This is a genomic window from Paraburkholderia sp. IW21 (assembly GCF_041321145.1).
GTDB lineage: Bacteria > Pseudomonadota > Gammaproteobacteria > Burkholderiales > Burkholderiaceae > Paraburkholderia.
The window spans coordinates 419,440-442,993 of record NZ_JBGGWA010000006.1 but is presented as its reverse complement, the minus strand read 5'-3'; the positions used below and the strand labels follow the sequence as shown (position 1 = coordinate 442,993).

Genomic DNA, 23,554 nt, shown 5'->3' with positions numbered 1-23,554 from the left:
GCCTGATGACCATAGCGAGTCGGTCCCACCCCTTCCCATCCCGAACAGGACCGTGAAACGACTCCACGCCGATGATAGTGCGGATTCCCGTGTGAAAGTAGGTAATCGTCAGGCTCCCCTGCATGGCCAGAAACCCCACCCCTCAAAGGTGGGGTTTCTGCGTTTACGGCAGCCGGAAGCTGTAACGAAAAAAATCCGGGAAGCCGTCGCGTATACAAACTCCGAAATATCCCCCGGAAAGCGATCGAGTCGTTCGCTGGCATCGGTGACGCCAAAAAGGGCGCGCTTCGCCGCTGCCGGGAACTGAATGGAGCCGCCCTTCCGCAATGGCCGCAGCGTGGGAGGGCAGCAGTCAAACCACGCCGCTCTCCGCGCCGTCATCCAGGCAGGCTGGACCCGAAGAAGGCACGGCACGCTTCCAGTTTCTGGATCGCTTTCGAGGGAATGGTTTGATGTCGGTTAGTCAGCAAAACGCGAGGCGGCTTGCCTCCGCCGCGTGCTGTTCACTCCTCTTCCGCCTCATCAACCGGCGCCACGCTGCGCGCCCGTACGCGCCGGCGAATCTCCGAATCGAGAATCAGGCGGCCGCGCAGTTTGCCCTTCATTCGCTTCACATAGCGCGGTGCTTCAGTCATGTGGACCACCATCAATTCGCGCACCTTTTCCACGTCACGTTCGCGCGCTGCCTTCGTGATCGCTTTGTGAATTTTCACGTTGGCGAGACCGAAGCGCTCGTGTTCGGCCTGCGGCGTGTCGTTACGAAACTCGATCAATTGCCGGATCATCTCGTTGATCAGTTCGCAACTGAAGCGCAGGAACGGATTCGGATTGGCTGCCGCGAGAATGTCATGAAAATTTACGTCTTCCTGACGTTGCCGCACTATGTCCTGCCCCCCGTGTGACGCCGCCGGCCGATCGCAGCACGCAATGCTCGCATCGAGCGCCTCGAAATCCTGCTCCGTCAAATGCGGCACCGCACCCGCCGCCAACTCCGGCTCCAGCAATTTGCGCACGGTGTAAATGTCATCGATCGATACATCCTTGAAGAACAGGTAGTTCTGCAAGAGCTGTAATGTGCGGTCAAGCGGCACTTCCACCACCATGCCGCCGCCGCTCGGGCCGGTAGTCACCTTGATAAGACCTTGCACCTCGAGCGACTTCAGCGCCTCGCGAATCGTGCTCTTGCTCACTGAAAAGAGTTGCTGCAGTTCCACCTCGCGCGGCAGGCGGTCACCCGGTTTCAAGTCCTTCTCCGTGATGAGCCGCTTGATCTCCTCGGCGACCAGATCGCCGCGCTTTTGCTGCTTGATCTCAATTGCGGCGCCAGCCTTGGCGCGATCCATGGCCATTTTTGATGCTCCCAATTGTGTCCTGCACGCTCTGTCATCAGTCGGCCCCGCTTCGCAACGATACGGAAGGGTGTCTCGCTGCCGCCAGGAATTTTGCCTTATTGACACTCGAATTTATTGTACCTACGATCGAGTCCAACCTATTTATCATGATAAATAGAACAAAGCCGGTGTGGTGGAAAACTTCACTGCGGCCAGCAAGCTTTCGCAGTCGTTCGCGCAGTCTTTCAGTTTCGCAGTCGGTCAGTGCGTGTCTCTTTCTTAAGGAGCGTCATTTTGAATCGCCGAAATATGTTGAAGCTGGCCGCGTTGTCGGCCGTTCCGGGGACGTTGGGCTCGTTGGTCGCACGTAGCGCGTTCGCGCAGGCCGGCACTTTGCAATTTGCCTGTCCGGTGCCGATGTCGGGCCCGTTCGCCGCGAACGGCAAGTACGCCGATCTCGGCATGAAGCTCGCAATCGAGCAGTACGGCAAGGTACTCGGCGAGCCGCTCGCCTACACGGTGCTCGATACGGAAGGCAAACCCGCCACCGCCGTGCGTCGTGTGCAGGAAATCGCGCAACAGAAGAATGCGCGCTTCTTTGCCGGCGGTATTCTGTCCTCCGAAGCACTGGCGATGGGCAAGGAAATCCAGAAAGCCGACGGCGTTTTCATCACCACGGCAGGGGCGGACGAAATCACCGGCAAGGACTGCAACGACGCGACGTTCCGCTGGTCCGTGCCGACCTACGGTGCGATCGAGCAGACGGTGCGCCCGTTGATGCAAATGCTGCCCAAAGCAAAACGCTGGTACACCATCACGCCGCAATACGTTTTCGGCGACGGTTTGTTGTCGGCAGCCAAGGCGATTTTCAAGGAGAAGGGCGTCGAGCACGTGGGCAACAGCTACCACTCGCTCAATGAGAAGGAATTCAGCGGCTATCTGACGAACGCCGTCGCCGCGAAGCCTGACGTCCTGCTGATTCTCAACTTCGGTTCGCAATCGTCCGATACGTTGCGTCAGGCGGTGAGCTTCGGCATGAAGAACAATTGCACGATTCTGATCGCCTGGGCGTCGGGCCTCGAGCAGTTCGAATCGCTCGGTGCAGACCTGTGCGAAGGCGTCTATTTTGGTGCGCAGTATTGGCACGACATCGATTCCCCGCTCAATCGCGATCTCGTCAAACGCAGCAGGGCCGCATTCAAGGCGAATCCCAACTACAGCCTCGCGGGCTCGTACATCTGCACCAAGATTCTGCTCGACGGTATCGTGAAAGCCGGCAATGTCGATCCGAAGAAGGTGGTCGCAGTGCTGGAAGGCATGAAATATGATGGTTTGACCGGACCGGAGGAAGTCCGCAAGGGCGACCACCAGGTACTGAAGAACTACTATCTATTGAAGGGCAAGGCAAAGAGCAAGATGAAGAGCGCGGACGACTACGCGGATATCGTGAGTTCCGGTCAATCGTTTCTGCCGCTCGATAAAACTGGCTGCAAGATGGCTTGATGCATCCGTGCCGAACGCAGCGCGGCACGCTTATAGCCACACCCGATCGCCACACCCGATCGCCACACCCTTTAGACGGACGCCATGAACGTTTATCTCTTGCAGATCGTCAACGGCATCGGAGTGGGAATGCTGTATTTCCTGCTCGCGGTGGGGCTGTCGATCGTATTCGGCCTGCTGCGCTTCGTGAATTTCGCGCACGGCGCGTTCTATCTGCTCGGCGCGTATTTCTGCTATCAGGCAATGCAGTGGTCGATGAATTTCTGGACTGCACTGGTGGTCGTGCCGATCGCGGTCGGCGCGCTCGCGTGGGTCGTCGAAAAGCTGGTCTTGCGGCACGTCTATGCGCAACAGCATGAGTTTCATATTCTCGTGACGGTCGGCCTCGCGCTGGTCGTGCAGGAATGCGCGATCCTGATCTGGGGCCCGCTCGGCGACAACGTGCCGGTTCCCGACATGCTGAATGGCGTGGTGATCTGGGGCAGTTTCGTTTATCCGAAGTACCGGCTGTTCGTGATCGGCTTCACGGTCGTCCTGGCCGCGCTGTTATGGTGGGTGCTGGAAGGGACACGACTAGGGAGTGCCGTGCGCGCCGGCAGCGAATCGACCGAAATGGTGTCGTTGCTCGGCATCAACGTCTCGCGGGTTTTCAGCCTGGTGTTCGCGCTCGGCGCCGCCACCGCCGCTTTGGCCGGTGTGCTTGCCGCGCCGATTCGCGGCGTCGATCCGTTCATGGGCATCGAAGCGCTCAGCGTCGCGTTCGTGGTAGTGGTGGTCGGCGGGATGGGCAACTTTCTGGGCGCGCTCGTGGGTGGACTGCTGATCGGGATCGTGCAGAGCGTGATGAGTACCTTGTGGCCGGAAGGCGCGCGGCTGATGATCTATGTCGCGATGGCTGCTGTGTTGTTGCTACGGCCGAACGGCTTGCTCGGGAGAGCGGCATGATCGAAACCTCGAAGCCGATTGTGCAAAGCGCGTCGTCTCAGCCGACTGAACGGAGCCTGAAGCACTCGCTGTATCGCTATCGTTTCCTGTTGCTTGCTTTGCTGGTTGTGTGCGTATTGCCGCTGACGCTGCGTTCCGGATCGCTTGCCACCGAAGTGCTGGTGTTCGCTCTCGCCGCACTCGGTTGCAATCTATTGCTTGGCCACACAGGCTTGCTCTCCTTCGGGCAGGGTATTTTTTTCGGACTCGGCAGCTATTGCGCGGGCCTGGTTCTCACCAAAACGGCGTTGCCCGTACCCATGGCGCTGCTTGCCGCGATCGTGATCGGTGCGGCTGCCGCAGTGCTGGTCGGCTGGTTTTCGATCCGCCAACGCGGCACGTACTTCGTCATGTTGACGCTCGCATTCGGGCAACTGTTTTACTTCCTCGCCTACACGACGCCCGACCTCACGGGCGGCGACAACGGCTTGCTCGACATTCCACGGCCGGCGTTGGGGCTGTTCGGCAAAACACTCGTGCCGTTGACTTCGCCGTGGCAGTACTACGGTTTCGTCGCGGTGCTGTTTCTGGTGGTTTTCTGGCTGCTGATGCGTGTGTCGCACTCGGTATTCGGCCGTACGTTGCTGGCCATTCGCGACAACGAAGCGCGTGCAGCCGCAGTCGGCTACGACGTCAAACGCTTCAAGCTCATGGCGTTCGTGATTTCCGGTGCCGTAACGGGTCTCGCCGGTGCGTTGCATGCACTCATGACCGGCATCGCACCGCTCTCCAACATCGATTACCACACGAGCGAGATGATCTTCGTGATGACGGTGATAGGCGGCACGGGCAATCTGTTCGCGTCGGTGCTGGGCGCCGCGTTCTATGTGTTGTTCGCCGATTGGCTTTCTACGCTATGGCCGCGCTGGCTGTTACTGCTCGGCATGGTGTTGATCGCGGTCAGCCTGTTCATGCAGCGCGGGCTGTGGGGGTTGGGCGAGCGCATCTGGCAAGCGCTGCGGCGCAACCCATCCGACGATGCTGCCAGGGAGCGCGTATGAGCGAAGCGATTCTGCAAGCGAGCGGCGTAGTAAAACGCTACGGCAAATTCACGGCGCTCTCCGAAGTCAATCTACGCATCATGCCGCGTACCGTGCATTCGGTGATCGGCCCGAATGGTGCGGGCAAGACAACGCTCTTTCACGTGTTGACGGGAACGTTGCCGATCACCGAAGGAAAAATCGTCTTCGATGGCCATGACGTGACGCATGAGCCTGACCATAAGCGCGTACGCCGCGGCATTGCGCGTTCGTTCCAGGTAACAAGTCTGTTCGCCAATCTGAGCGTGCGCGAAAATCTGCGGCTCGCCGCGCAAGGTGTCGACGCGGTACGTGCGTTGAACGCGTGGACACCGCCGCATGGCGCGCTCACACAGGGCGACACCGTCGACAGTGTGCTGGAACGTCTCGCGCTGCAGCGTTTCAGCGAAGTCCTGGCGGGCGCGCTGTCGCACGGCCAGCAGCGGCGGCTCGAAGTCGGCATGGCGCTCGCTGCGCGGCCCAAGGCGATCTTTCTGGATGAGCCGACTTCGGGTATGGGCATCGACGATCTCGACGACATGAAGCAACTGATCCGCGGCCTGCGTGACGATTACACGGTCGTGCTGATCGAGCACAACATGGGCATCGTGATGGACATTTCCGACACCATCACTGTCATGCAGCAAGGGCGCGTGTTGGTGGAAGGGCGCCCGGACGCTATCCGAGGCGACGAGCGTGTGCGCAGCGCCTATCTCGGCAACATGATCACCGGAGGCCGCGCATGATTCTCGACGTGCAGCAGATACACGGCTTCTATGGCAAGAGTCACATCCTGCAAGGCGTGTCCCTGCAAATCAATGAAGGCGAAACGGTCACGCTGCTGGGCCGTAACGGCGCAGGTAAATCGACTACGCTCAAGGCGATTGCCGGCGTCGTCGCGCCGCAGCGCGGCACGGTGACGTTCAACGGCGCGGCGATCGGCGGCATGCCGCCGTACAAGATCGCCTCGCGGGGCGTGTGCTTTGTGCCTGAGCATCGCGGCGTCTTCCGTCTGCTGACTGTCGAAGAAAACCTGCGGCTCGGCGCCCGCAAGGATTCGCCGTGGCAGCTCGACGACATCTACCGCATTTTCCCGCGCCTGAAAGAACGGCGCACGAACGGTGGCGCGCAACTCTCCGGCGGCGAACAGCAGATGCTGGCCATCGGCCGCGCGCTAATGAATCATCCGCGGCTGTTGATGCTTGACGAACCGGTTGAAGGTCTCGCGCCGGTGATCGTCGAAGAAATCGTCGCGCAACTCAAACTGATCCGCGAAACAGGCGTCGCGATTCTGCTGGTCGAGCAGAACCTCGAAGTTTGCACGCAACTCGCGGAGCGCCACTACATCATCGAACAGGGCGTGATCGTCTATGAAGGCGACAACGCTTCGTTCGCTGCGGACGATTCGATCAAGGACCGCTATCTGGGCGTCGGCGTCGTCTGACGCGCACTCTGTCTTCAATACGAGGAAGCATCGATGCAAGTTCATGAATCAACAACCGTCGGGACGCTCGCTGATCTGCGTGTCGACGGCGCGCGGCTCTGGGACAGTCTCATGCAACTCGCGCAAATCGGCGCGACGGACAAGGGCGGTGTGTGCCGGCTCGCGTTGACCGAGTTGGACCGCAAGGCGCGCGACCTCTTTATCGCATGGGCTAAGGAGATCGGCTGCAGCGTGCGGATCGACGCGATCGGCAACATCTTCGCGCGTCGCGCGGGTTTGCGTGACGACCTGCCGCCGGTGATGACCGGCAGCCACATCGATACGCAGCCCACGGGCGGCAAATTCGACGGCAATTACGGCGTGCTGGCGGGCCTCGAAGTATTGCGCACGCTGTCCGATGCCAACGTACCAACGCTCGCGCCGCTTGAGGTCGCGGTGTGGACCAATGAAGAGGGCTCGCGCTTCGTGCCGGTGATGATGGGTTCCGGCGTATTCGCCGGTGCGTTCACGCTGGAGCATGCGCTCGAACAGCGCGATCGAGAGGGTGTGTCGGTACGTGACGCGCTGGCGGCAATCGGTTACGTTGGGGAGAGCGGGAAGCCCCATGCGGTCGGCGCATATTTCGAAGCGCATATCGAACAAGGGCCGGTGCTGGAGGCGCATGACACGACGATCGGTGTCGTACAAGGCGCTTTAGGCCAACGCTGGTACGACGTCACGGTGCACGGCATGGAAGCGCATGCGGGTCCTACGCCCATGCAATTGCGCCGTGATGCGCTGCTCGTCGCCGCGGACCTGATTCATGCGGTGAATCGCATTGCCCTCGATCACGGGCCGCATGGACGCGGCACGGTGGGCTGGGTCGACGTGCATCCGAATTCGCGCAACGTGATTCCAGGCCGGGTGACACTCACGGCCGATCTGCGTGCCGCCGACGATGCCACACTCACCGCGATGGATATCGCATTGCGCGCCGCGTGCTCGACGGCGGGTGAAAAGGCCGGCATTACCGTGGACATCGAACAAGTGGTGTATTTCCCGCCCCAGCCGTTCGCCGCGGAACTGGTTGCCGCGGTACAGCAGGGCGCGGACACGCTTGGCTTCTCGTCGATGGACGTCATCAGCGGCGCGGGCCATGACGCCGTCTATCTCGCGCGCGTCGCGCCCGCAGCGATGATCTTTGTGCCGTGCAAAGACGGCATCAGCCACAACGAAATCGAAGATGCGCGTGCAGATCACCTGGAAGCCGGTTGCAACGTGCTATTGCAGGCGATGCTGAACGCCGCGCAAACGGGCGGGAGCACCCCGGCATGAAGATCCTGATCGCACGGATGAATCACGAGACGAATACGTTCTCGCCGGTGGCCACGCCGCTTGCAGCGTTCGGGCGTCATGGCCCGAGCTATGGTGAAGACGCCTTCAACGAGAACAAGGGCATGCAGACTGCAATGGCCGCGTTCATCGATGCAGCCGAGCGCGAGCATGCCGTGATCGTGACGCCGATTTCGGCCTCGGCGAATCCGAGCGGACCCGTCGAGGCCACTGCTTACGACACGATCTGCGCCGCGATCGTTGCGGCCGCAACAGGATGCGATGCGGTAATGCTCGACCTGCACGGCGCGATGGTCGCCGAGAATTCGAGCGACGGCGAAGGTGATCTGCTCGAACGCGTGCGCGCGGCGCTTCCCAATGCACCGATCGCGGTCGCACTCGATCTGCACGGCAATGTCACGCAGAAGATGATCGACAACGCCGACGTGATCGTCAGCTTCAAAACCTATCCGCACGTCGATATGTACGAGACTGGCGCGCATGCAGCGCGTCTGATGTTCGATCTTGTCCATGGCAAGGCGAAGCCGGTGATCGCATGGCGCCGGCCGCCGCTGCTCACGCATACGCTGCGCAGCGCAACTGCCGAAGGCGCGATGAAACGTGCCGTGGACGCCGCGCGCGCGGCCGAAGCCGATGGCATGCTCGCCGTGTCGGTGCTGTCAGGCTTCTCGCTGGCCGATATCGAGGCGCCGTGCATCAGTGTGGTCGTGGTGGGCAACGGCGAGCGTGCGCAGGCGGAAGCGGTGGCGGAGCGCATCGCGCGCCAGATCTGGAACGAGCGCGAAGATTTCGTTTATCGCAGCGCGCCGCTTGCGGAGTCGGTCGCGCGGGCGGCAGCGCTCGCACAGGGCGCGGACAAGCCGGTGTTATTGCTCGATCACGGCGACAATTGCATGTCGGGCGGTACGTGCGACACGATGGATCTGCTCGAAGAAGCGCTCAAGCAAAAGCTCGAAGGGGTCGTCAGCGGCCCGTTGTGCGATCCGCAAGCCGTCGCGGCACTGATGGCGGCGGGCGTCGGCAGCACGGTGACGGTGACAATAGGCAACAAGGTCGCAAGCCGCGCTCTGACCTCGCGGCCGCCGGTTGCGGTGACCGGCGTAGTGCGCGCGCTGACTGATGGCGAGTACGTGATCAGCGGCCCGACCTATACAGGCCAGCGTGCGTTCATGGGCCGCGCTGCTGTGCTCGACACCGGCACGGTAAAGCTCGTGATGACCGAGCGTACGCACGAACCGTGGGACCTCGGCGTATTCGAGAGCGTCGGCATCGACCCGCGCCGCGCGCGTTTCCTGTTGCTCAAATCGCGCATGTACTGTCGCCCGGTCTTTGTGCCGATTGCCGCGGCACTCGTGGAGTGCGATAGCCATGGCGTGACAAGTTCGGACTATGGGCTGTTCGCGTTCGAGCAGGTGAGGCGACCGGTTTATCCGCTGGATACGCAGACCGAGTGGAGCTAGACGAATTGAGCTGCGAACCGAATGCCGCGCGCTCGTGAATATAAGTGCCGTATTGGTCTTGTGCTGCGCGCGCAGAGTCTCTATAATTCGCGCCTCTAAAGGCTCGTAGCTCAGTTGGTTAGAGCACCACCTTGACATGGTGGGGGTCGTTGGTTCGAATCCAATCGAGCCTACCAACGCATCAGTGACGTAGCCGAAAGCGGTTCCGCTTTCGGCTACCGTCATGTTCTCGTATCACATCGGCGCACATCGTTATTGTGCGGCTGTCTTGTCAGTCTCCCGCTCCCGTATGCCTGTAATTCGCCACGGGCCTGGCTCGTTCGCCGATGCCTTCGCGTGTTCACGGTTACCGCATGTCGCTGTGTTTTCGCTCATGCTTTAAAACCCGAAAGCGACCGCCAATAAGCCACTTACCACCCCGCAGACAACCACGGCCAAAGTCACCATGGTCAGCACGCGCCTCGGAAACGAGCGGCCGAGCATGGCCATCGACGGCACGCTGATCAGCGGCAGCGTCATCAGCAACGCGCCGGCGGGCCCGGCCGCCATGCCGAAGGCAAGCATGGCCTGAATGATCGGTACTTCGCCGGCAGTCGGAATCACGAACAATGTTCCGGCGATCGCCAAAGCGACGATCCACAACAGGCTGTTGTCGATATCCGGGCCGATATGCGGAAACAGCCACGTCCGCGCCGCACCGAGAATCAGCACCAGCACGATGTATTCGGGAATCAACCGCAGCGTCATCGTTCCGAGAATTTTCACCCAGCGCGTAAATGCGGTGCCTGGCTCGTCGGCGGTGACGAGTTGCGCGATGGCTTCGCGCGATGCTTCGGCTTCCTTCGGCGTGACCATCCGGTTCACCAGATAGCCGAGGCCGAACACCATCACGAGGCCCAGCGCGAGCCGTAAGCCCATCCATTGCCAGCCGAGCACGAAGCCCATGAAGATCAGCGTAGCCGGATTCAGCGCGGTATTGCCCAGCCAGAACGCGATCGCCGCGCCCGGTGCCGCCTGACGGGCGCGCAAGCCGGCCACGACCGGCGCCGCGCAGCACGTGCACATCATGCCCGGCAACGACATCAGGCCGCCCTTTACCACGCTGCTGAAATCGGTCCGGCCGAGCGCGCGTGCGACCCACTGCGGCGGAATCAGCGCCTGCACCGCCGAGCCCAGCAGAAGGCCGAGCACCATGGCTTGCCAGATTGCCTTGCCGTAGGCCAGCGCGTAATCGATGGCTGCCTGCCACGACGCCGCCGGCGCGCTCGACGACGTGCCCATCAGAATCGACTTGCCGATGGAATGCTGGCTCGCGGCGACGAAGGCGCGGTTGTAGTACGGGAACCACTTCACATAGAAGAGGCCGACGACGGCGATCAGCAGAAACACGATCCAGCCAAGGGCGACACGGGGCTGCCGAAGGGTTGATTGCATGATGGAAGGTCTTGACGTTAGGTTTTTTGGATCAGATGACGGCGAGCGCGCTGTTATCGAGTTGAGCAAGGAGGGCCTTTGCCTGTTCCACGACATCGGCGTCGTTTGGCCGGAAATTCATTTGCAGCGCGCGCGGCAGATTGACGAAATGCTGGTGGCTGCTGCGCGCATACGCCGGATCATAGTGCCGTTCGATCAGTTCGCGGGCAAGCTCGGCGCGGCTATTGTCATCGACGAGCTGTTGCCAGCCCGTGACACGTTCGCGGCTATGCAAACCGATCATCTTTTGCAGTTGCGCTTTCAGCGATTCGGGATCGTCGAACAGATGCGCATAGTCGTGTAGCAGGAATGCCGCGCGGTCTTCGTGGCTCGACAACACTTCGACGCAGGCGCCCTGGTGAAACGTATCGATAAGCGCGAGCGGCAGCGTAATTGAACCGATGCGCCGGCTCTCCGCTTCGACGAACACCGGCCGCCTGGGATCGAATGCGCGCAGGGCGGCGACCAGCAGCGTGTCGAAGCGCTTTTGCGACGGCTGCGCAATGCCCGCCCACGCACCCAGCAGTGAGCCGCGATGGACAGCCAGTGCTTCGAGGTCCAGCGTTTGCGCACCCGCCTGATTCAGCGCTTCGAGCAGGCGCGTCTTGCCGCTGCCTGTCGGGCCCACCAGCGCGATGTAGTTGAACTTCTTCGGCAACGAGCAGAGGGTGTCCAGCGTCGCGCGCCGGTAGCCTTTATAACCGCCGTCCAGCTGACGTGCCTGCCAGCCGATCATATTGAAGAGCGTGGTGACCGAACCTGAACGTTTCCCGCCGCGCCAGCAGTAGATCAACGGCCGCCAATTACGCGGCCGGTCGGCAAAGGTCGTTTCCAGGTGGTGCGCGATGTTGCGCGCAACCAGCGCCGCGCCTATCCGCGTGCCTTCGAACGGCGAGACCTGTTTGTAAGTGGTACCGACCAGAACACGCTCTTCGTTGCTCAGCACAGGCGCGTTGAGCGCGCCCGGAATGTGGTCGTCGGCAAACTCGAGAGGCGTGCGTACATCGATGATTTCATCGAAATCACCGGCTTGATCGAGGCTGACGAGAAGATTTTTCAAGGGTTACGGACGAAACAGACCGGCGGGGAGGAGCGAAATTATCGCATGCGCCGTAAATGCCGGCTGGGGAGGCGCTCTGCCCCCTTCCCAGACTCCCGCCTTGCCTCACCCTTAAAACTCGCTTGCAGCTCAGAAAACGTCGACTCGCCGTTCTCCGCTGACCATTTCCCCGATCACGCGCGCCTCGTCAAAACCGTCGGCACGGAACAGGGCGAGAACCTCGTCGACCGCTTCCGGCGCGCACGAAACCAGCAGGCCGCCCGAGGTTTGCGGGTCGGTGAGCAGCATGCGCGCCGTCGGCGGCAATGAGGACGGCAGCACGATGTCCTTGCCGTACGCGTCCCAGTTGCGGCCCGAAGCACCGGTAAAAATGCCTGCCTCCACGAAGCCGACCACGTCGGGCAGCCAAGGCAAATCCGCATAGCGCACGCGGGCAGTCAGATTCGAGCCGCGGGCCAATTCCAGTGTGTGGCCCAGCAGGCCAAAACCGGTGATATCGGTGAGGGCATGCACGCCGTCGAGCTTGGCCAGTTCGGCGCCCGGCCGATTGAGCTTCGTAGTGGCCGCGATCATCGCGGCATAGCCGTTTGAATCGAGGCGGTCTTTTTTCAGCGCTGCCGACAGCACGCCCACGCCCAGCGGTTTGCCGAGAATCAGCACGTCGCCCGCCTGTGCGCCCGCATTGCGCTTGACGCGTTTCGGATCGACCACGCCGATCGCGACGAGGCCGTAAATGGGTTCCACCGAATCGATCGAATGGCCACCTGCGAGCGGAATGCCGGCTTCAGCGCATACGGACTCGCCCCCCTTCAGCACCGCCGCGATCACGTCGTGCGGCAACACATTGATCGGCATGCCGACGATCGCCAGCGCCATGATCGGCTTGCCGCCCATGGCGTAGACATCGGACAGCGCATTGGTCGCGGCAATGCGGCCGAAGTCGAACGGGTCGTCGACGATCGGCATGAAGAAGTCGGTGGTGGCAACGATTGCCTGCTCGTCGTTGAGCCTGTAGACGGCGGCATCGTCGGCGGTATCGTTGCCGACCAGCAGGTCGGGAAAGAATGGCAGCGGCGCGCTGCGTTTGAGCAGATCGGCGAGCAGGCCGGGGGCGATCTTGCAGCCGCAGCCTCCGCCGTGCGACAGACTGGTCAGGCGGGGCGAATGGCTTGCGTTTGCTTGGGTGTCGGTCATGGTGGCGCGGTTTCGGGCTTCGAATGACCGCATTATGATGGTTGTTTGAGCGCAGCGCAGGGACGATGCCCACCCACGGCGCCGGTCGTTGCGGACTCAATCAACTGAGCCGATGAAGATCCGTAGCGTCGCGGACGACCTGCGCCGGCCAGCATTTCCTGCACTAGAATGGACTTACCTAGTCATGGTTGCCATTTGAGCGCAACCGCGCGAGGACCTCATGAGTCGCCTGGTCGTCGTTTCAAATCGCACTGCGGACCCGCGCAAGCCCGCTGCCGGCGGACTCGCCGTAGCGGTACGGGAGAGCCTGCGGCAGACCGGTGGACTCTGGTTCGGCTGGAGCGGCAAGATCCGCGAAGCGGCGGATGAGGCACAAGCCGGCCACGGTGAAGTTCATGTCCAAACGGCCGGCAACGTCACGCTTGCGACACTTGATCTGAGCCGGGAGGATCACGACACGTATTACCTGGGTTATTCCAATGATGTCTTATGGCCGGTATTCCACTACCGGCTGGACCTGGCCAATTTCGAAAGGCGATTCGCAGCGGGCTATCGCAGGGTCAACCAGTTATTCGCGCAAAAGTTGCTACCACTATTGAAGCCGGACGATCTCATCTGGGTTCATGACTATCAATTGATCCCGCTCGCGGCCGAGCTGCGCGCAATGGGATGCACCAACCGCATCGGTTTCTTTTTGCATATTCCGATGCCGCCGCCGCTGATCATGGCAGCGATTCCGGAACATGAGTGGCTGATGCGCTCGCTCTTTGCCTACGATCTGGTGGGCTTCCAGAGCGAAGGCGACCTGACGCATTTTTCTCACTACGTCGAATCGGAAGCGCAGGCGCAACGGTTGAGTCCGGATCGCCTTCGGGCATTCAATCGAACGCTGCGGGTGGGCGCCTATCCCATCGGTATCGATGTCGACGACTTCATGCGTCTTGCCGACTCGAAGGAAGGACGCGACATGTTCGTCCGGATGCGCGAGGAGTATTCGCGGCGGCGTTTGCTGGTAGGCGTCGACCGGCTGGATTACTCAAAGGGGCTGCCGCAGCGTGTCCATGCTTTCCGCGAACTGCTGACGTGCTACCCGGAAAACCGCGATAGCGCGACGCTGATCCAGATCGCTTCCCCAAGCCGCGAGGACGTCGGCGCCTACGATGATCTGCGGCGTGAGATGGACAGCCTATGCGGCGCGATCAACGGCGATTTCGGTGAGCTGGACTGGATGCCGGTGCGCTACATCCATCGCAACGTGGCCCGTAAGCGCCTGCCAGGCCTTTATCGCGCGAGTCGTGTGGCACTCGTCACGCCCTTGCGGGACGGCATGAATCTGGTCGCGAAGGAATACATCGCCGCGCAGGATCCGGCTGACCCGGGCATGCTGGTGCTATCGCGTTTTGCGGGCGCAGCGGAGCAATTGAAGGAAGCGTTGCTGGTCAATCCCTACGACACGCAAGGTACGGCGCAGGCCATTCAGCGGGCGCTGACGATGTCGCTCGACGAGCGGATCAACCGGCATGAAGCACTGCTTCACCGGATCCGCAAGTTCGATGTGCACTGGTGGAGCTCGACGTTCCTGAAAGCGCTGGAAGATTGCGGCCCGGAAGAAGAGGCGGCGAACGAAATACGCCGAACCTCCGGCTGAACAGGGTCCGCCGCCGGGCGCCGCGCTCGGCGCCGGTCTTCAACGCCGGTCAGGCAGCAGGATCCGCTCGTCCACCTGGCGGATGTCCGTGTGGCCGCAAAAGGCCATGGTGATGTCCATTTCCTTCTGGATGATCTGCAGGCACTGTGTGACACCCGCCTCTCCCATCGCACCCAGGCCGTAGAGAAAGCTGCGGCCGATCAGCGTGCCTTTGGCGCCGAGCGCAACGGCTTTCAGCACGTCCTGTCCGCTGCGGATGCCGCCGTCCATCCACACCTCGATGCGCGAGCCGACCTCACGCGCGATCTCGGGGAGTGCCGAGATCGAAGAGGGTGCACCGTCGAGTTGGCGTCCGCCATGATTGGAGACGATCAGCGCGTCGGCGCCGCTGTCGGCGGCAAGGCGCGCATCTTCGACATCCATGATGCCTTTCAGAATGAGTTTGCCGCCCCACAGCTTCTTGACCCACTCGACGTCCGCCCAACTCAGCGCCGGATCGAACTGCTCGGCGGTCCACGAACTCAGCGACGACAGATCGCCCACGCCCTTCGCGTGACCGACGATGTTGCCGAAGGTGCGCCGCCGGGTGCCGAGCATGCCGAGGCACCAGCGTGGCTTGGTCGCCAGATTGATGAGGTTCGCGGGGGTCAGTTTGGGCGGCGCCGACAGCCCGTTCTTGATGTCCTTGTGGCGTTGGCCGAGGATCTGCAGATCCAGCGTCAGCATCAGGGCGCTGCAGCGTGCCGCGCGCGCCCGCTCGATCAACCGTACGATGAAATCGCGGTCGCGCATCATGTAAAGCTGGAACCAGAACGGCTTACTGGTTGCGGCGGCAACGTCTTCGATCGAGCAGATGCTCATGGTGGACAAGGTGAACGGGACGCCGAACTTCTCCGCCGCGCGTGCGGCGAGGATTTCGCCGTCGGCATGTTGCATGCCGGTCAACCCCGTCGGCGCCAGCGCCACGGGCATGACGGCCGCCTGGCCGGCCATTTCCGTGCGCAGACTGCGGCCCGCCATGTTGACCGCCACTCGCTGGCGCAGCTTGAGGCGCTGGAAGTCGCTTTCATTGGCGCGGTAAGTACTCTCCGTCCACGAGCCGCTGTCGGCGTAGTCGTAGAACATGCGTGGCACGCGACGTTGAGCAAGCACGCGTAAATCTTCGATGCAGGTGATGGCGGGCACGGTTTCTCTCAGATCAAGGAACAAACGTGAGTGTACGTTCTTGAGATAGTTTCCCGGTATTCTGGGAATTCCTGGGAAATATTTACGTTCGCCATGCTTGCTGGAGAGATCGGCACTTCAAGCGGGCCTCTGGGATTACATCGGGGACGCACTTATGCGGCGCTGAGACCGGGCATTAGCCAGCCCGTCGCCGGAGAGTTACACAGGAAGAGGCGCGTCCTCGATCAGCGCCGACTGTACAGCACGAATCCTGCGATCCACGAAGTACCCGCCGCCTTCGGTATACCGCAGGTAGAGACGGCCGCACAACGAGCATTCCCAGACGGCACACCGGTTGTATGGAAAGTAACGCGGTGCGATGGGCGCTTCGGCCGACCAGTAAGTCGTTTTGACCGGCAGATACTCGCTGAACGTCGGCACCGGATCGTCTTCCGCGAGCAGCGTGCCGATTTCCGCGAACTGCGATTCGTCGAGAGAAAGGGGCTGGGATTGCCAGCCGTCCAGCGGTGTTTTTGTGCACGTGCACGGCGCCGTACCGCGTTGCTCCGCACGTTGAGCGAGGTCAAGGAGCGTTGCCGCGTTCAGATATTCCGCCATGAGGGACACGATTCCTGCAGGGTTGAGACGATGATACGAATGCGGCCCATACTCGCGCGCGGCGCCCCGGCGCCATCACGCACGCACCGGGGCCGCACGGGAAGTCAGTTGTTCATCATCCGGTCGCGGTGTGGGACGACCCATGATCGGTCGAAGCAACCGCTCGCGATCGACTTCAACGCCGCGGTTTCTTTCGCATGTTGCCGGCGAGCGCCCTCGATGACGGCTTCCACATCGGCGGGGGGAATCGCGAGCAAGCCGTCTTCATCGCCGACGATGATGTCCCCAGGATGAACCACCATCCCGCCCACCGTGATCGGCACGTTGATCTCGCCCGGGCCGTTCTTGTACGGCCCGCGATGCGTCACGCCGCGCGCATACACGGGGAAATCGCGCTGACGTAGCGCACCGACGTCGCGTATCGCGCCGTCGATCACGAGGCCCTGCACGCCCAGGCTCTCCGCGAAGCTGGCCATGATCTCGCCCATCAGCGCCTGCGTGAGTTCTCCCGCGCCGTCGATCACAAGCACGTCGCCCGGCCTGCAAAAATCGAACGCGCGATGGATCGCGAGGTTGTCGCCGGGGCGGGTATGCACGGTGACCGCGGTGCCGGCCATCGGCTTCGGCTGATGATAAGGCCGCAAGCCGACCATGCCGCTCGCACGCGCCATGTTGTCGCTGAGCAGGGAAACCGCCAGTTCACGCAACGTGTCGAGCGTCGCCGGGTTTGCCTGCGGCGCGGATTCGTGTTCGCGCCATCCAATAGGATACGTACCGGAATTCATACCGTTGCTCCTTGCGCGGCGAATTGCTGTTCGAGTTGACGGGACAGTCGCGGGTATACGGCGCGGGCGTTGTCTTCGTAGATGCGCTGACGGTCCGCAGCGCTGAGCCATTCGATCGCGTCGATATAGCGGCGCGTGTCGTCGTAGTAGTGACCGGTTTCCGGATCGATGCCTTGCACCGCGCCGATGGTTTCCGACGCGAACAGGATGTTCTCGACCGGAATGACCTTGGCGAGCAGTTCGGCGCCCGGCTGGTGATACACGCAGGTATCGAAGAACACGTTCTTCATCAGATACTCGCTGAGCAGCGGCCGCTTCATGTCCTGCGCGAGCCCGCGATAGCGTCCCCAGTGATAGGGCACCGCGCCGCCGCCGTGCGGAATGATGAAGCGCAGGGTGGGGAAGTCGGCGAACAGATCGCCCTGAAGCAACTGCATGAACGCGGAGGTGTCGCCGTTGATGTAATGCGCGCCCGTCGCATGGAAATTCGGATTGCACGACGACGACACGTGAATCATCGCCGGCACGTCGAGCTCCGCCATCGCTTCATAAAGCGGATACCACGAGCGATCCGTGAGCGGCAGCCCCGACCAGTGGCCGCCGGACGGATCCGGATTCAGATTGCAGCCGATGAACCCCAGCTCCTCCACGCAACGCCGCAATTCGGCGATGCAATGGGCCGGCGCCACGCCCGGCGCCTGCGGCAACTGGCACACGCCGACAAAGTTGCGCGGAAACAGCGAAACCACGCGATGGATGAGGTCGTTGCATTCGCTCGACCAGATCGCATTGGCATCGGCGGTGGCGAGGTGATGACCCATGCCGGCGGCGCGCGGCGAAAAAATCGTGAGGTCGGTGCCGCGTTCGCGCTGGATGCGAATCTGGCCGGTTTCGATGCTCTCGCGAATCTCGTCGTCGGTCATGACGGGCCGCGGCGGCGGCGAGCCGCCGTCTTTCAGCGCGGCGATCTGCTGCGCGCGCCAGGCCTCGTGCTGCGGCGGGGAGGTCGTGTAATGACCGTGGCAATCGATGATCATGGTATGAAAAACCCGTGGGTGTCCTTGTTCGCGCTTACCAGTGTTTGCTTGCCTGCGCTTATATGTCCGCGCTGTGCCCGTGTCATGTCGATCAGGTTCTCAGGCTCCTGGTGCCGCGTCGCCGGTCGCGAGCGATGCGGCTTCGTCCTCGGTCGGCGTCACGCGCATCACGAGCGCGATGATCGTCGCGATCACCAGAAACGCCGCGATGGTCAGCAAGGCCAGCTTGAAGTTGCCGGTCGCGTTGCGCACCAGCCCGATGCTCCAGGGGCCGACCAGACCGCCGAACTGCGCGATGGTGTTGATCAGCGCGATCGTCGCGGCGCCCGCGGCGCCGGTTTTGAACGACGACGCAAGGCTCCAGAACAGCGGATTGCCTGCATAGATGAACAAACCGGTCACGCACAGCAATAGGTAAGCGATCACTGGGTTCGGCGCATACGCGCTGCCGGCGATCGCCAGTGCGCTCATGCCGTACACGAAGGCGAGGTGCTTCTTGCGGTCGCCGGTGCGGTCAGAGCTGCGGCTGATCAGGATCGTGCCCAACACGCCCAGCAGCGGCGGCGCGGCCGATAGAAAGCCAACCTGGATATTGCTCAGATGGCCGAGACTCTTGACGATCTGCGGCAGCCACAGGAACAGCCCGTAAATGCCGACCAGCGCACAACCGAACAGACATGCCAGGCTCCATACGCGGATATCGCTCGCCACCCGCAGCAACGGAAAATGGGTGTTGCCGCCGACTGCCTCGCGTTCGGCGGCGAGCGTCGTTTCGAGCCAGCGCTTTTCGTTGTCGGAGAGCCAATTCGCGTCGGCCGGGCGTTCGGTCATGATGCGCAGCGTCAGCAGGCCCAACAGCATCGCCGGCACGCCTTCGAGGATGAACATCCATTGCCATCCTTGCAGGCCGAGAATGCCGTTCGCGTAGGTCATCAGCGCCGTCGAGATGGGACCGCCCAGCACCGCCGAAAACGAACCCGCGATGATGTAGCCGCCCACCGCGCGAGCCCGATAGCGGACCGGAAACCATTTGGTCAGATAGACGGCAACGCCTGGCAGGAAGCCCGCTTCCATCACGCCGAGCAGAAAGCGCAACGCGTAGAAGCTCGAATCGTTGAAGACGAAGGCCGTGGCTGTCGCAACCGCGCCCCACGTCAGGAGAATGCGTGCGATCCAGCGGCGCGCGCCGACCCGATGCAGCAACAGGTTGCTCGGCACTTCCAGCAGCATGTAGCCGACAAAAAAGATGCTGCCCGCGAAACCGAACACGGCGGGGCTGAAACCCAACTGCTTGTTCATGTCCAGCGCGGCGAAACCGATATTGATCCGGTCCAGATAGTTGAAGAACATCATGGCGAAGAGCAGGGGCATTAATCGCCCGTACACCTTTCGCATGGTCGCGGCTTCGTCGAATGGGGTCATCTTGTCTCCTACCTTGCGGCAACGGCGTTAGCCGAGGCTGCGTTCTTATGGTCGGCCTGCCGGATCAAACGCCGGCAGTGTCCCGGTGGCCGCGCGTTTGCCGGCCGGACTTCAGGGGCCGCCGTTCATGCGCTGATTGCTCGTGAACGGACGGTGGACTGAAGCACGAGGTCAATGATAAGAACGCTCGGACGGAGAGTCCAAGACCGCTTGCTTATGCTTGTATAGGTTTTTACTTATAGTGTGGCATCGGCAAGCGGAGCGGGGAGGCAAGCGAGAAAGGCAAGCAGATGCGGCGACGCGTCGTCGGTACGAAAGGTGGCGGCAAGCGTCGATCGGTACGACGAGCCGGGACCGGCAAGGTGGCGGAACACGACGTCAGTGCGTCCGTGCCGCGCAACCGATTCGCCGATGAACGTCACGCCCAGGCCCGCCGCCACGAGTGCAATCGCCGTCTGAATTTCATAGGCCTGGTGAGCGATGACCGGCGTCACGCCTGCATCGCGATAGAGCGTCTGCACCGAGCGTTTGAACTGCGCGTTCTGGTGCTTCGGATACAGAATCAATGGCGTATCGGCGAGATCGGCAATCCGCACGGTTTCGTGCGCTGCAAGCGGATGGCCCGGTTCGAGCGCGACCATGACGCGCTCGCGCAGCAGCGGATAGGAGGTGCAGCCATCAATCGCAAGCGGCTGCCGGCCGATGCCGATGTGAATGTGCATGTCGCGTAGCGCGTCGGTTTGCTCCTCGGTGAGCATCTCGAAGAGCTTGAGTTCGACCTGCGGGAACGCGTGGTGAAACGCCTTGAGCGCGGGCGGCAAGATGCTGTACATCGCGGATCGCGTGAAGCCGATGCTGAGCCAGCCGCGCCGGCCGACGCCGATCTCCTGCGCGGCAAGGGTCACCTGTTCCAGCGAACCCAGTATCTGACGTGCCTCCGTGCAGAGGTAGTGGCCGGCCTCGGTCAGACTCAGCGGACGTCTTGCCCGGTCGACCAGTTGCGTGCCGAGCCGCTCTTCGAGCGAACGGATCTGCTGGCTCAGCGCGGGCTGCGCAATATGTAGCCGCTGGGCGGCGCGGCTGAAATTGAGTTCCTCCGCAAGAATCACGAAGCACTGTAACGCCCTAAGATTCATGTCGGTTTTCCTGTTTCCGGTTAGGCGCGCCTCGCATCAAGCGAGGCGTGATGTCGGGCGGCAGGTCGCGTTAGTGCGGGAGCATGTTAATCCAGCCCGCCCTGGCAGAGATACTTGACCGACATGTAATCGTCGAGCCCGTACTTCGAGCCTTCGCGGCCATAGCCCGATTCCTTCACGCCGCCGAACGGCGCGGCCTCGCTCGACACCGCGCCCTCGTTGATGCCGATCACGCCCGCTTCGAGCTGGCCGGCCACGCGATGAATGCGCCGGACGTCCTGCGTGTAGAAGTACGCCGCGAGGCCAAAGGGCGTGTCGTTGGCAAGGCGCACCGCTTCTGCTTCGTCGTCGAAACGGAACAGCGGCGCGACCGGGCCAAAGGTTTCCTCGCCGCAGACGAGCATGCCGTCCTGTGCATCGGTCAGCACGGTCGGGGCATAGTAGTTCGGACCGAGTTCTGTCAGGCGCTTGCCGCCCGTCAGCACTTTCGCGCCTTGTTTGACGGCGTCTTCTACATGGCGAGCGATCTTGTCGATCGCGCGTGCGTTGATCATCGGCCCGATCTGCGCTGCCGGATCGGTTGCGGGCGCAACCTTCAAGGCGGCGACGCGTTTTGCGAGCAGATCGGCGAAACGGGCGTACACGCCGGACTGCACATAGACGCGGTTCGGGCACACGCAAGTCTGCCCACCGTTGCGGAACTTCGCTGCCATGAGACCGGTGACTGCGGCGTCGAGATCGGCGTCGTCGAATACGATAAAGGGCGCATTGCCGCCCAATTCGAGTGAGAGCTTCTTCAGCGTTCCCGCCGATTCGCGCGCAAGGTGCTTGCCGACCGGCGTGGAACCGGTGAACGTGATCTTGCGCACGCGCGTGTCGGCGAGCCAGTCGGCGACCGCGGCGATCCCGTGTTCACGCGAAGCCGACAGCATGTTCAGCACGCCATCCGGCAAACCCGCTTCCTGCGCGAGCGCCGCCAGCGCGAGCGCGGTGAGCGGCGTGTCTTCGGCGGGCTTGGCCACCACCGTGCAACCCGCCGCGAGCGCGGGCGCGATCTTGCGCGCGATCATCGCGAGCGGAAAATTCCACGGCGTGATCGCCGCGACCACGCCGAGCGGTTCCTTCACCGCACTCATGCGTTTGCCGCGCTGCTGCTGCGGGATCAGATCGCCGTAAATGCGCGTGGCCTCATCGGCGAACCACGCGACGTACGACGCACCGTAGGCGACTTCGCCACGGCTTTCAGCGAGCGGCTTGCCTTGCTCCATGGACATCAGGCTGGCGAGGTCTTCGGAATTGGCGACGATCAGCGCGTGCCAACGGCGCAGAATCTCCGCGCGCTCGCGCGGCAGCTTATCGCGCCAGGCGGGGAAAGCGCGGGCTGCGGCATCGGCGGCGGCGCGCGCGTCTGTTGCGCCGCTGTTCGCGACTTCGACGATCAATTCGCCGGTGGCGGGGTTGGGGACGGCAAAGCGGGCGCGGTCGGCGGCATCGGTCCATTTGCCGTCGATCAGATTTTGCGGGCGGATCAGTTCGTTGCGGGTCAATGCGAGAGACATCGAGTTGCTCCTTCAGATTGCCATTGAGGTTAGACGTGCCGCCTATGGGGCAGCCCGGCGGTACACATGTAGTCGATTGATGGGGTGATGCTACGCGTGCGTCACAGTCGATGAAATCGCCAATCGACGCATTCACGGTGTGGGGAGCGCTTTTTTCGGTCCGTCACAGCATTTTCTGCTAAATGCGGGGTGACGCGCTTTCGGCGTCGCTTGTCCGCGGATTCGTACTGTCAGCGCATTCGCCGCGGCCCCGTCGAAGCGCGCACGACGAGTTCCGGCGGCGGCGCGAGCACCATCGGCGGTTGCCGTTCGGGCGTTTGGATCAGACGGATCAGACTCTCGATCGACAAATCCGCTATGGCCTCAGTCTGGATCGCAACCGTCGTCAACGCAGGATGCACCTGATGCGCCAGTTGAATGTCCGTAATGCCGATCACCGACACGTCGTCCGGCACCGGACGCCCCAGCGTAGTCAACGCCTGCGCCGCGCCGATTGCGAGCAGGTCGTTGGTCGCGAATATCGCCGTGAGGTGAGGGCGGTTCGCCATCAGTTGCATGCAGGCGGCGTAGCCGGCGTCAATCGAGTCGCGAATCTGCAGCACCGCGGCGGCGTCGGTTTCGATCCCCGCCTCGCGCATTACCGCGCGAAAACCGTTGGAGCGCGCATCCTGCAAGCCGCCGCAACCGTCACCGATCAGGAGGCCGATCTCGCGGTGACCCAGTTCGAGCAGATGCCTCGCGGCAAGCTCGCCGGCATGCGCGAAATCCACGGCGATGCAAGGCAGCGCGGGGGGCGTCTCCGGGTGCTCCCACATGGCCAGCAGGATCGGCGCGCTGTGCATGGCCGAGGCGCACAGATCGTTGATCGCGATGTCCGTGTTCATGACGAGGACACCGTCCGCCAGGGTTCCCGCAATCTGGTTCAGATACGCGCGGCCGATCTCCGCGTCGTCGTCAGTATTGCAAACCATCAGGAAGTACCCCGCTTTGCGCGCAGCGCGCTCGGCGGCCGACACGAACTCGGGATAAAACGGGTTCGAGATGTTCGACAGCATCAAGGCCAAGGTCGACGAGCGCCCCTCGGCCAGCGCGCGCGCGTTCAGATTGGGACGGTAGCCGAGATCGGCGATCGCTTTCAGCACGCGTTCGGCGGTTTCCGGGCGGACCTTCTCGCGATTGCGCAGAACGTTGGAAACGGTTGCGGCGGTAACGTGCGCGCGCTTGGCAACTTCGGACAGGGTGACCATTTTCTCTTTAACCCATATTCAGGGAATGTGATTCAAATGTTGCAAGCGATTGGCGACATTGATAAGTTGCTGGAAAACACAGCGGAGACACCCACCATGGCTTTTTCCCTCAACCTCAAATTTAAGCGATTAAATGCG

The 23,554-nt window shown here is 62.2% G+C and carries 20 protein-coding genes, 1 tRNA gene and 1 rRNA gene; 10 read left to right on the top strand and 12 right to left on the bottom strand.

Features of this window, described 5'->3' with window-relative positions:
* Nucleotide 1 precedes the first annotated feature (1 nt).
* Nucleotides 2-114: ribosomal RNA gene (rrf, locus tag ACAX43_RS17685) — 5S ribosomal RNA — on the top strand.
* Nucleotides 115-503: 389 nt separating this feature from the next.
* Here rrf and ACAX43_RS17680 read toward each other — a convergent pair.
* Nucleotides 504-1,349, bottom strand: a complete 846-nt coding sequence (locus ACAX43_RS17680) for a FadR/GntR family transcriptional regulator (protein WP_370709696.1) — start codon at nt 1,347-1,349, stop codon at nt 504-506.
* Nucleotides 1,350-1,625: 276 nt separating this feature from the next.
* Here ACAX43_RS17680 and ACAX43_RS17675 point away from each other — a divergent pair, with 276 nt between their 5' ends.
* The 8 genes from ACAX43_RS17675 (at nt 1,626) to ACAX43_RS17640 (ending at nt 9,249) form a co-directional block, all read left to right on the top strand.
* Entirely contained in the window at nt 1,626-2,834 is a 1,209-nt protein-coding gene (locus ACAX43_RS17675) for an ABC transporter substrate-binding protein (RefSeq protein WP_370709695.1), read from the top strand.
* A gap of 84 nt (nt 2,835-2,918) precedes the next feature.
* Nucleotides 2,919-3,779: a branched-chain amino acid ABC transporter permease gene (locus ACAX43_RS17670; RefSeq protein ID WP_370709694.1), complete on the top strand. Its 861-nt coding sequence runs from the start codon at nt 2,919-2,921 to the stop codon at nt 3,777-3,779.
* A complete protein-coding gene (locus ACAX43_RS17665) occupies nt 3,776-4,819 on the top strand; it encodes a branched-chain amino acid ABC transporter permease (protein WP_370709693.1) in 1,044 nt (347 codons plus the stop codon). The genes ACAX43_RS17670 and ACAX43_RS17665 overlap by 4 nt, the downstream gene beginning before the upstream one ends.
* Entirely contained in the window at nt 4,816-5,583 is a 768-nt protein-coding gene (locus tag ACAX43_RS17660) for an ABC transporter ATP-binding protein (RefSeq protein ID WP_370709692.1), read from the top strand. The genes ACAX43_RS17665 and ACAX43_RS17660 overlap by 4 nt, the downstream gene beginning before the upstream one ends.
* The gene (locus tag ACAX43_RS17655) at nt 5,580-6,281 is read left to right on the top strand and encodes an ABC transporter ATP-binding protein (RefSeq protein ID WP_370709691.1); all 702 of its coding nucleotides are present in this window, start codon (nt 5,580-5,582) and stop codon (nt 6,279-6,281) included. The genes ACAX43_RS17660 and ACAX43_RS17655 overlap by 4 nt, the downstream gene beginning before the upstream one ends.
* Nucleotides 6,282-6,314: 33 nt before the next feature.
* Nucleotides 6,315-7,595, top strand: coding sequence for a Zn-dependent hydrolase (locus ACAX43_RS17650; RefSeq protein WP_370709690.1), 1,281 nt, complete (start codon nt 6,315-6,317; stop codon nt 7,593-7,595).
* Nucleotides 7,592-9,073, top strand: coding sequence for a M81 family metallopeptidase (locus ACAX43_RS17645; protein WP_370709689.1), 1,482 nt, complete (start codon nt 7,592-7,594; stop codon nt 9,071-9,073). The genes ACAX43_RS17650 and ACAX43_RS17645 overlap by 4 nt, the downstream gene beginning before the upstream one ends.
* Nucleotides 9,074-9,172: 99 nt before the next feature.
* A tRNA-Val gene (locus tag ACAX43_RS17640) sits at nt 9,173-9,249 on the top strand.
* A 202-nt stretch (nt 9,250-9,451) separates the two neighbouring features.
* Here ACAX43_RS17640 and ACAX43_RS17635 read toward each other — a convergent pair.
* The 3 genes from ACAX43_RS17635 to selD form a co-directional block, all read right to left on the bottom strand.
* Nucleotides 9,452-10,507, bottom strand: a complete 1,056-nt coding sequence (locus ACAX43_RS17635) for a permease (protein WP_370709688.1) — start codon at nt 10,505-10,507, stop codon at nt 9,452-9,454.
* Between the two features lie 31 nt (nt 10,508-10,538).
* Nucleotides 10,539-11,606 (bottom strand): tRNA 2-selenouridine(34) synthase MnmH, encoded by a 1,068-nt coding sequence (mnmH, locus tag ACAX43_RS17630; protein WP_370709687.1) that lies wholly within the window; start codon nt 11,604-11,606, stop codon nt 10,539-10,541.
* A gap of 129 nt (nt 11,607-11,735) precedes the next feature.
* A complete protein-coding gene (gene selD, locus ACAX43_RS17625; protein ID WP_370709686.1) occupies nt 11,736-12,800 on the bottom strand; it encodes a selenide, water dikinase SelD in 1,065 nt (354 codons plus the stop codon).
* A gap of 220 nt (nt 12,801-13,020) precedes the next feature.
* Between selD and otsA the strand changes: the two genes are divergently transcribed.
* Complete coding sequence (otsA, locus tag ACAX43_RS17620; protein ID WP_370709685.1) at nt 13,021-14,448, top strand: alpha,alpha-trehalose-phosphate synthase (UDP-forming); 1,428 nt, start codon at nt 13,021-13,023, stop codon at nt 14,446-14,448.
* A gap of 39 nt (nt 14,449-14,487) precedes the next feature.
* Here the strand turns inward: otsA and ACAX43_RS17615 are convergent, their stop codons facing one another.
* The 8 genes from ACAX43_RS17615 to ACAX43_RS17580 form a co-directional block, all read right to left on the bottom strand.
* Nucleotides 14,488-15,633, bottom strand: a complete 1,146-nt coding sequence (locus ACAX43_RS17615; protein ID WP_370709684.1) for an L-lactate dehydrogenase — start codon at nt 15,631-15,633, stop codon at nt 14,488-14,490.
* Nucleotides 15,634-15,831: 198 nt separating this feature from the next.
* Entirely contained in the window at nt 15,832-16,230 is a 399-nt protein-coding gene (locus tag ACAX43_RS17610; RefSeq protein WP_370709683.1) for a hypothetical protein, read from the bottom strand.
* A 104-nt stretch (nt 16,231-16,334) separates the two neighbouring features.
* Nucleotides 16,335-17,015: an RraA family protein gene (locus ACAX43_RS17605; protein WP_370709682.1), complete on the bottom strand. Its 681-nt coding sequence runs from the start codon at nt 17,013-17,015 to the stop codon at nt 16,335-16,337.
* On the bottom strand, nt 17,012-18,052 hold the full coding sequence (locus ACAX43_RS17600) for an amidohydrolase family protein (RefSeq protein WP_370709681.1): 1,041 nt from the start codon (nt 18,050-18,052) through the stop codon (nt 17,012-17,014). Before ACAX43_RS17600 ends, ACAX43_RS17605 begins: the two co-directional genes overlap by 4 nt.
* A 99-nt stretch (nt 18,053-18,151) precedes the next feature.
* Nucleotides 18,152-19,474: an MFS transporter gene (locus ACAX43_RS17595; RefSeq protein ID WP_370709680.1), complete on the bottom strand. Its 1,323-nt coding sequence runs from the start codon at nt 19,472-19,474 to the stop codon at nt 18,152-18,154.
* 236 nt (nt 19,475-19,710) lie between these two features.
* Entirely contained in the window at nt 19,711-20,610 is a 900-nt protein-coding gene (locus tag ACAX43_RS17590; RefSeq protein ID WP_370709679.1) for a LysR family transcriptional regulator, read from the bottom strand.
* An 86-nt stretch (nt 20,611-20,696) separates the two neighbouring features.
* Nucleotides 20,697-22,169: an NAD-dependent succinate-semialdehyde dehydrogenase gene (locus ACAX43_RS17585; protein ID WP_370709678.1), complete on the bottom strand. Its 1,473-nt coding sequence runs from the start codon at nt 22,167-22,169 to the stop codon at nt 20,697-20,699.
* 230 nt (nt 22,170-22,399) lie between these two features.
* Nucleotides 22,400-23,416, bottom strand: coding sequence for a LacI family DNA-binding transcriptional regulator (locus ACAX43_RS17580; RefSeq protein ID WP_370709677.1), 1,017 nt, complete (start codon nt 23,414-23,416; stop codon nt 22,400-22,402).
* Nucleotides 23,417-23,554: the final 138 nt, after the last annotated feature.

Coding starts and splice junctions, on each gene's coding strand:
- ACAX43_RS17680 (WP_370709696.1), bottom strand. CDS start 1,349: ATGGCCATGGATCGCGCCAAGGCTGGCGCCGCAATTGAGATCAAGCAG.
- ACAX43_RS17670 (WP_370709694.1), top strand. CDS start 2,919: ATGAACGTTTATCTCTTGCAGATCGTCAACGGCATCGGAGTGGGAATG.
- ACAX43_RS17665 (WP_370709693.1), top strand. CDS start 3,776: ATGATCGAAACCTCGAAGCCGATTGTGCAAAGCGCGTCGTCTCAGCCG.
- ACAX43_RS17660 (WP_370709692.1), top strand. CDS start 4,816: ATGAGCGAAGCGATTCTGCAAGCGAGCGGCGTAGTAAAACGCTACGGC.
- ACAX43_RS17655 (WP_370709691.1), top strand. CDS start 5,580: ATGATTCTCGACGTGCAGCAGATACACGGCTTCTATGGCAAGAGTCAC.
- ACAX43_RS17650 (WP_370709690.1), top strand. CDS start 6,315: ATGCAAGTTCATGAATCAACAACCGTCGGGACGCTCGCTGATCTGCGT.
- ACAX43_RS17645 (WP_370709689.1), top strand. CDS start 7,592: ATGAAGATCCTGATCGCACGGATGAATCACGAGACGAATACGTTCTCG.
- ACAX43_RS17635 (WP_370709688.1), bottom strand. CDS start 10,507: ATGCAATCAACCCTTCGGCAGCCCCGTGTCGCCCTTGGCTGGATCGTG.
- selD (WP_370709686.1), bottom strand. CDS start 12,800: ATGACCGACACCCAAGCAAACGCAAGCCATTCGCCCCGCCTGACCAGT.
- otsA (WP_370709685.1), top strand. CDS start 13,021: ATGAGTCGCCTGGTCGTCGTTTCAAATCGCACTGCGGACCCGCGCAAG.
- ACAX43_RS17610 (WP_370709683.1), bottom strand. CDS start 16,230: ATGGCGGAATATCTGAACGCGGCAACGCTCCTTGACCTCGCTCAACGT.
- ACAX43_RS17605 (WP_370709682.1), bottom strand. CDS start 17,015: ATGAATTCCGGTACGTATCCTATTGGATGGCGCGAACACGAATCCGCG.
- ACAX43_RS17600 (WP_370709681.1), bottom strand. CDS start 18,052: ATGATCATCGATTGCCACGGTCATTACACGACCTCCCCGCCGCAGCAC.
- ACAX43_RS17595 (WP_370709680.1), bottom strand. CDS start 19,474: ATGACCCCATTCGACGAAGCCGCGACCATGCGAAAGGTGTACGGGCGA.
- ACAX43_RS17590 (WP_370709679.1), bottom strand. CDS start 20,610: ATGAATCTTAGGGCGTTACAGTGCTTCGTGATTCTTGCGGAGGAACTC.
- ACAX43_RS17585 (WP_370709678.1), bottom strand. CDS start 22,169: ATGTCTCTCGCATTGACCCGCAACGAACTGATCCGCCCGCAAAATCTG.
- ACAX43_RS17580 (WP_370709677.1), bottom strand. CDS start 23,416: ATGGTCACCCTGTCCGAAGTTGCCAAGCGCGCGCACGTTACCGCCGCA.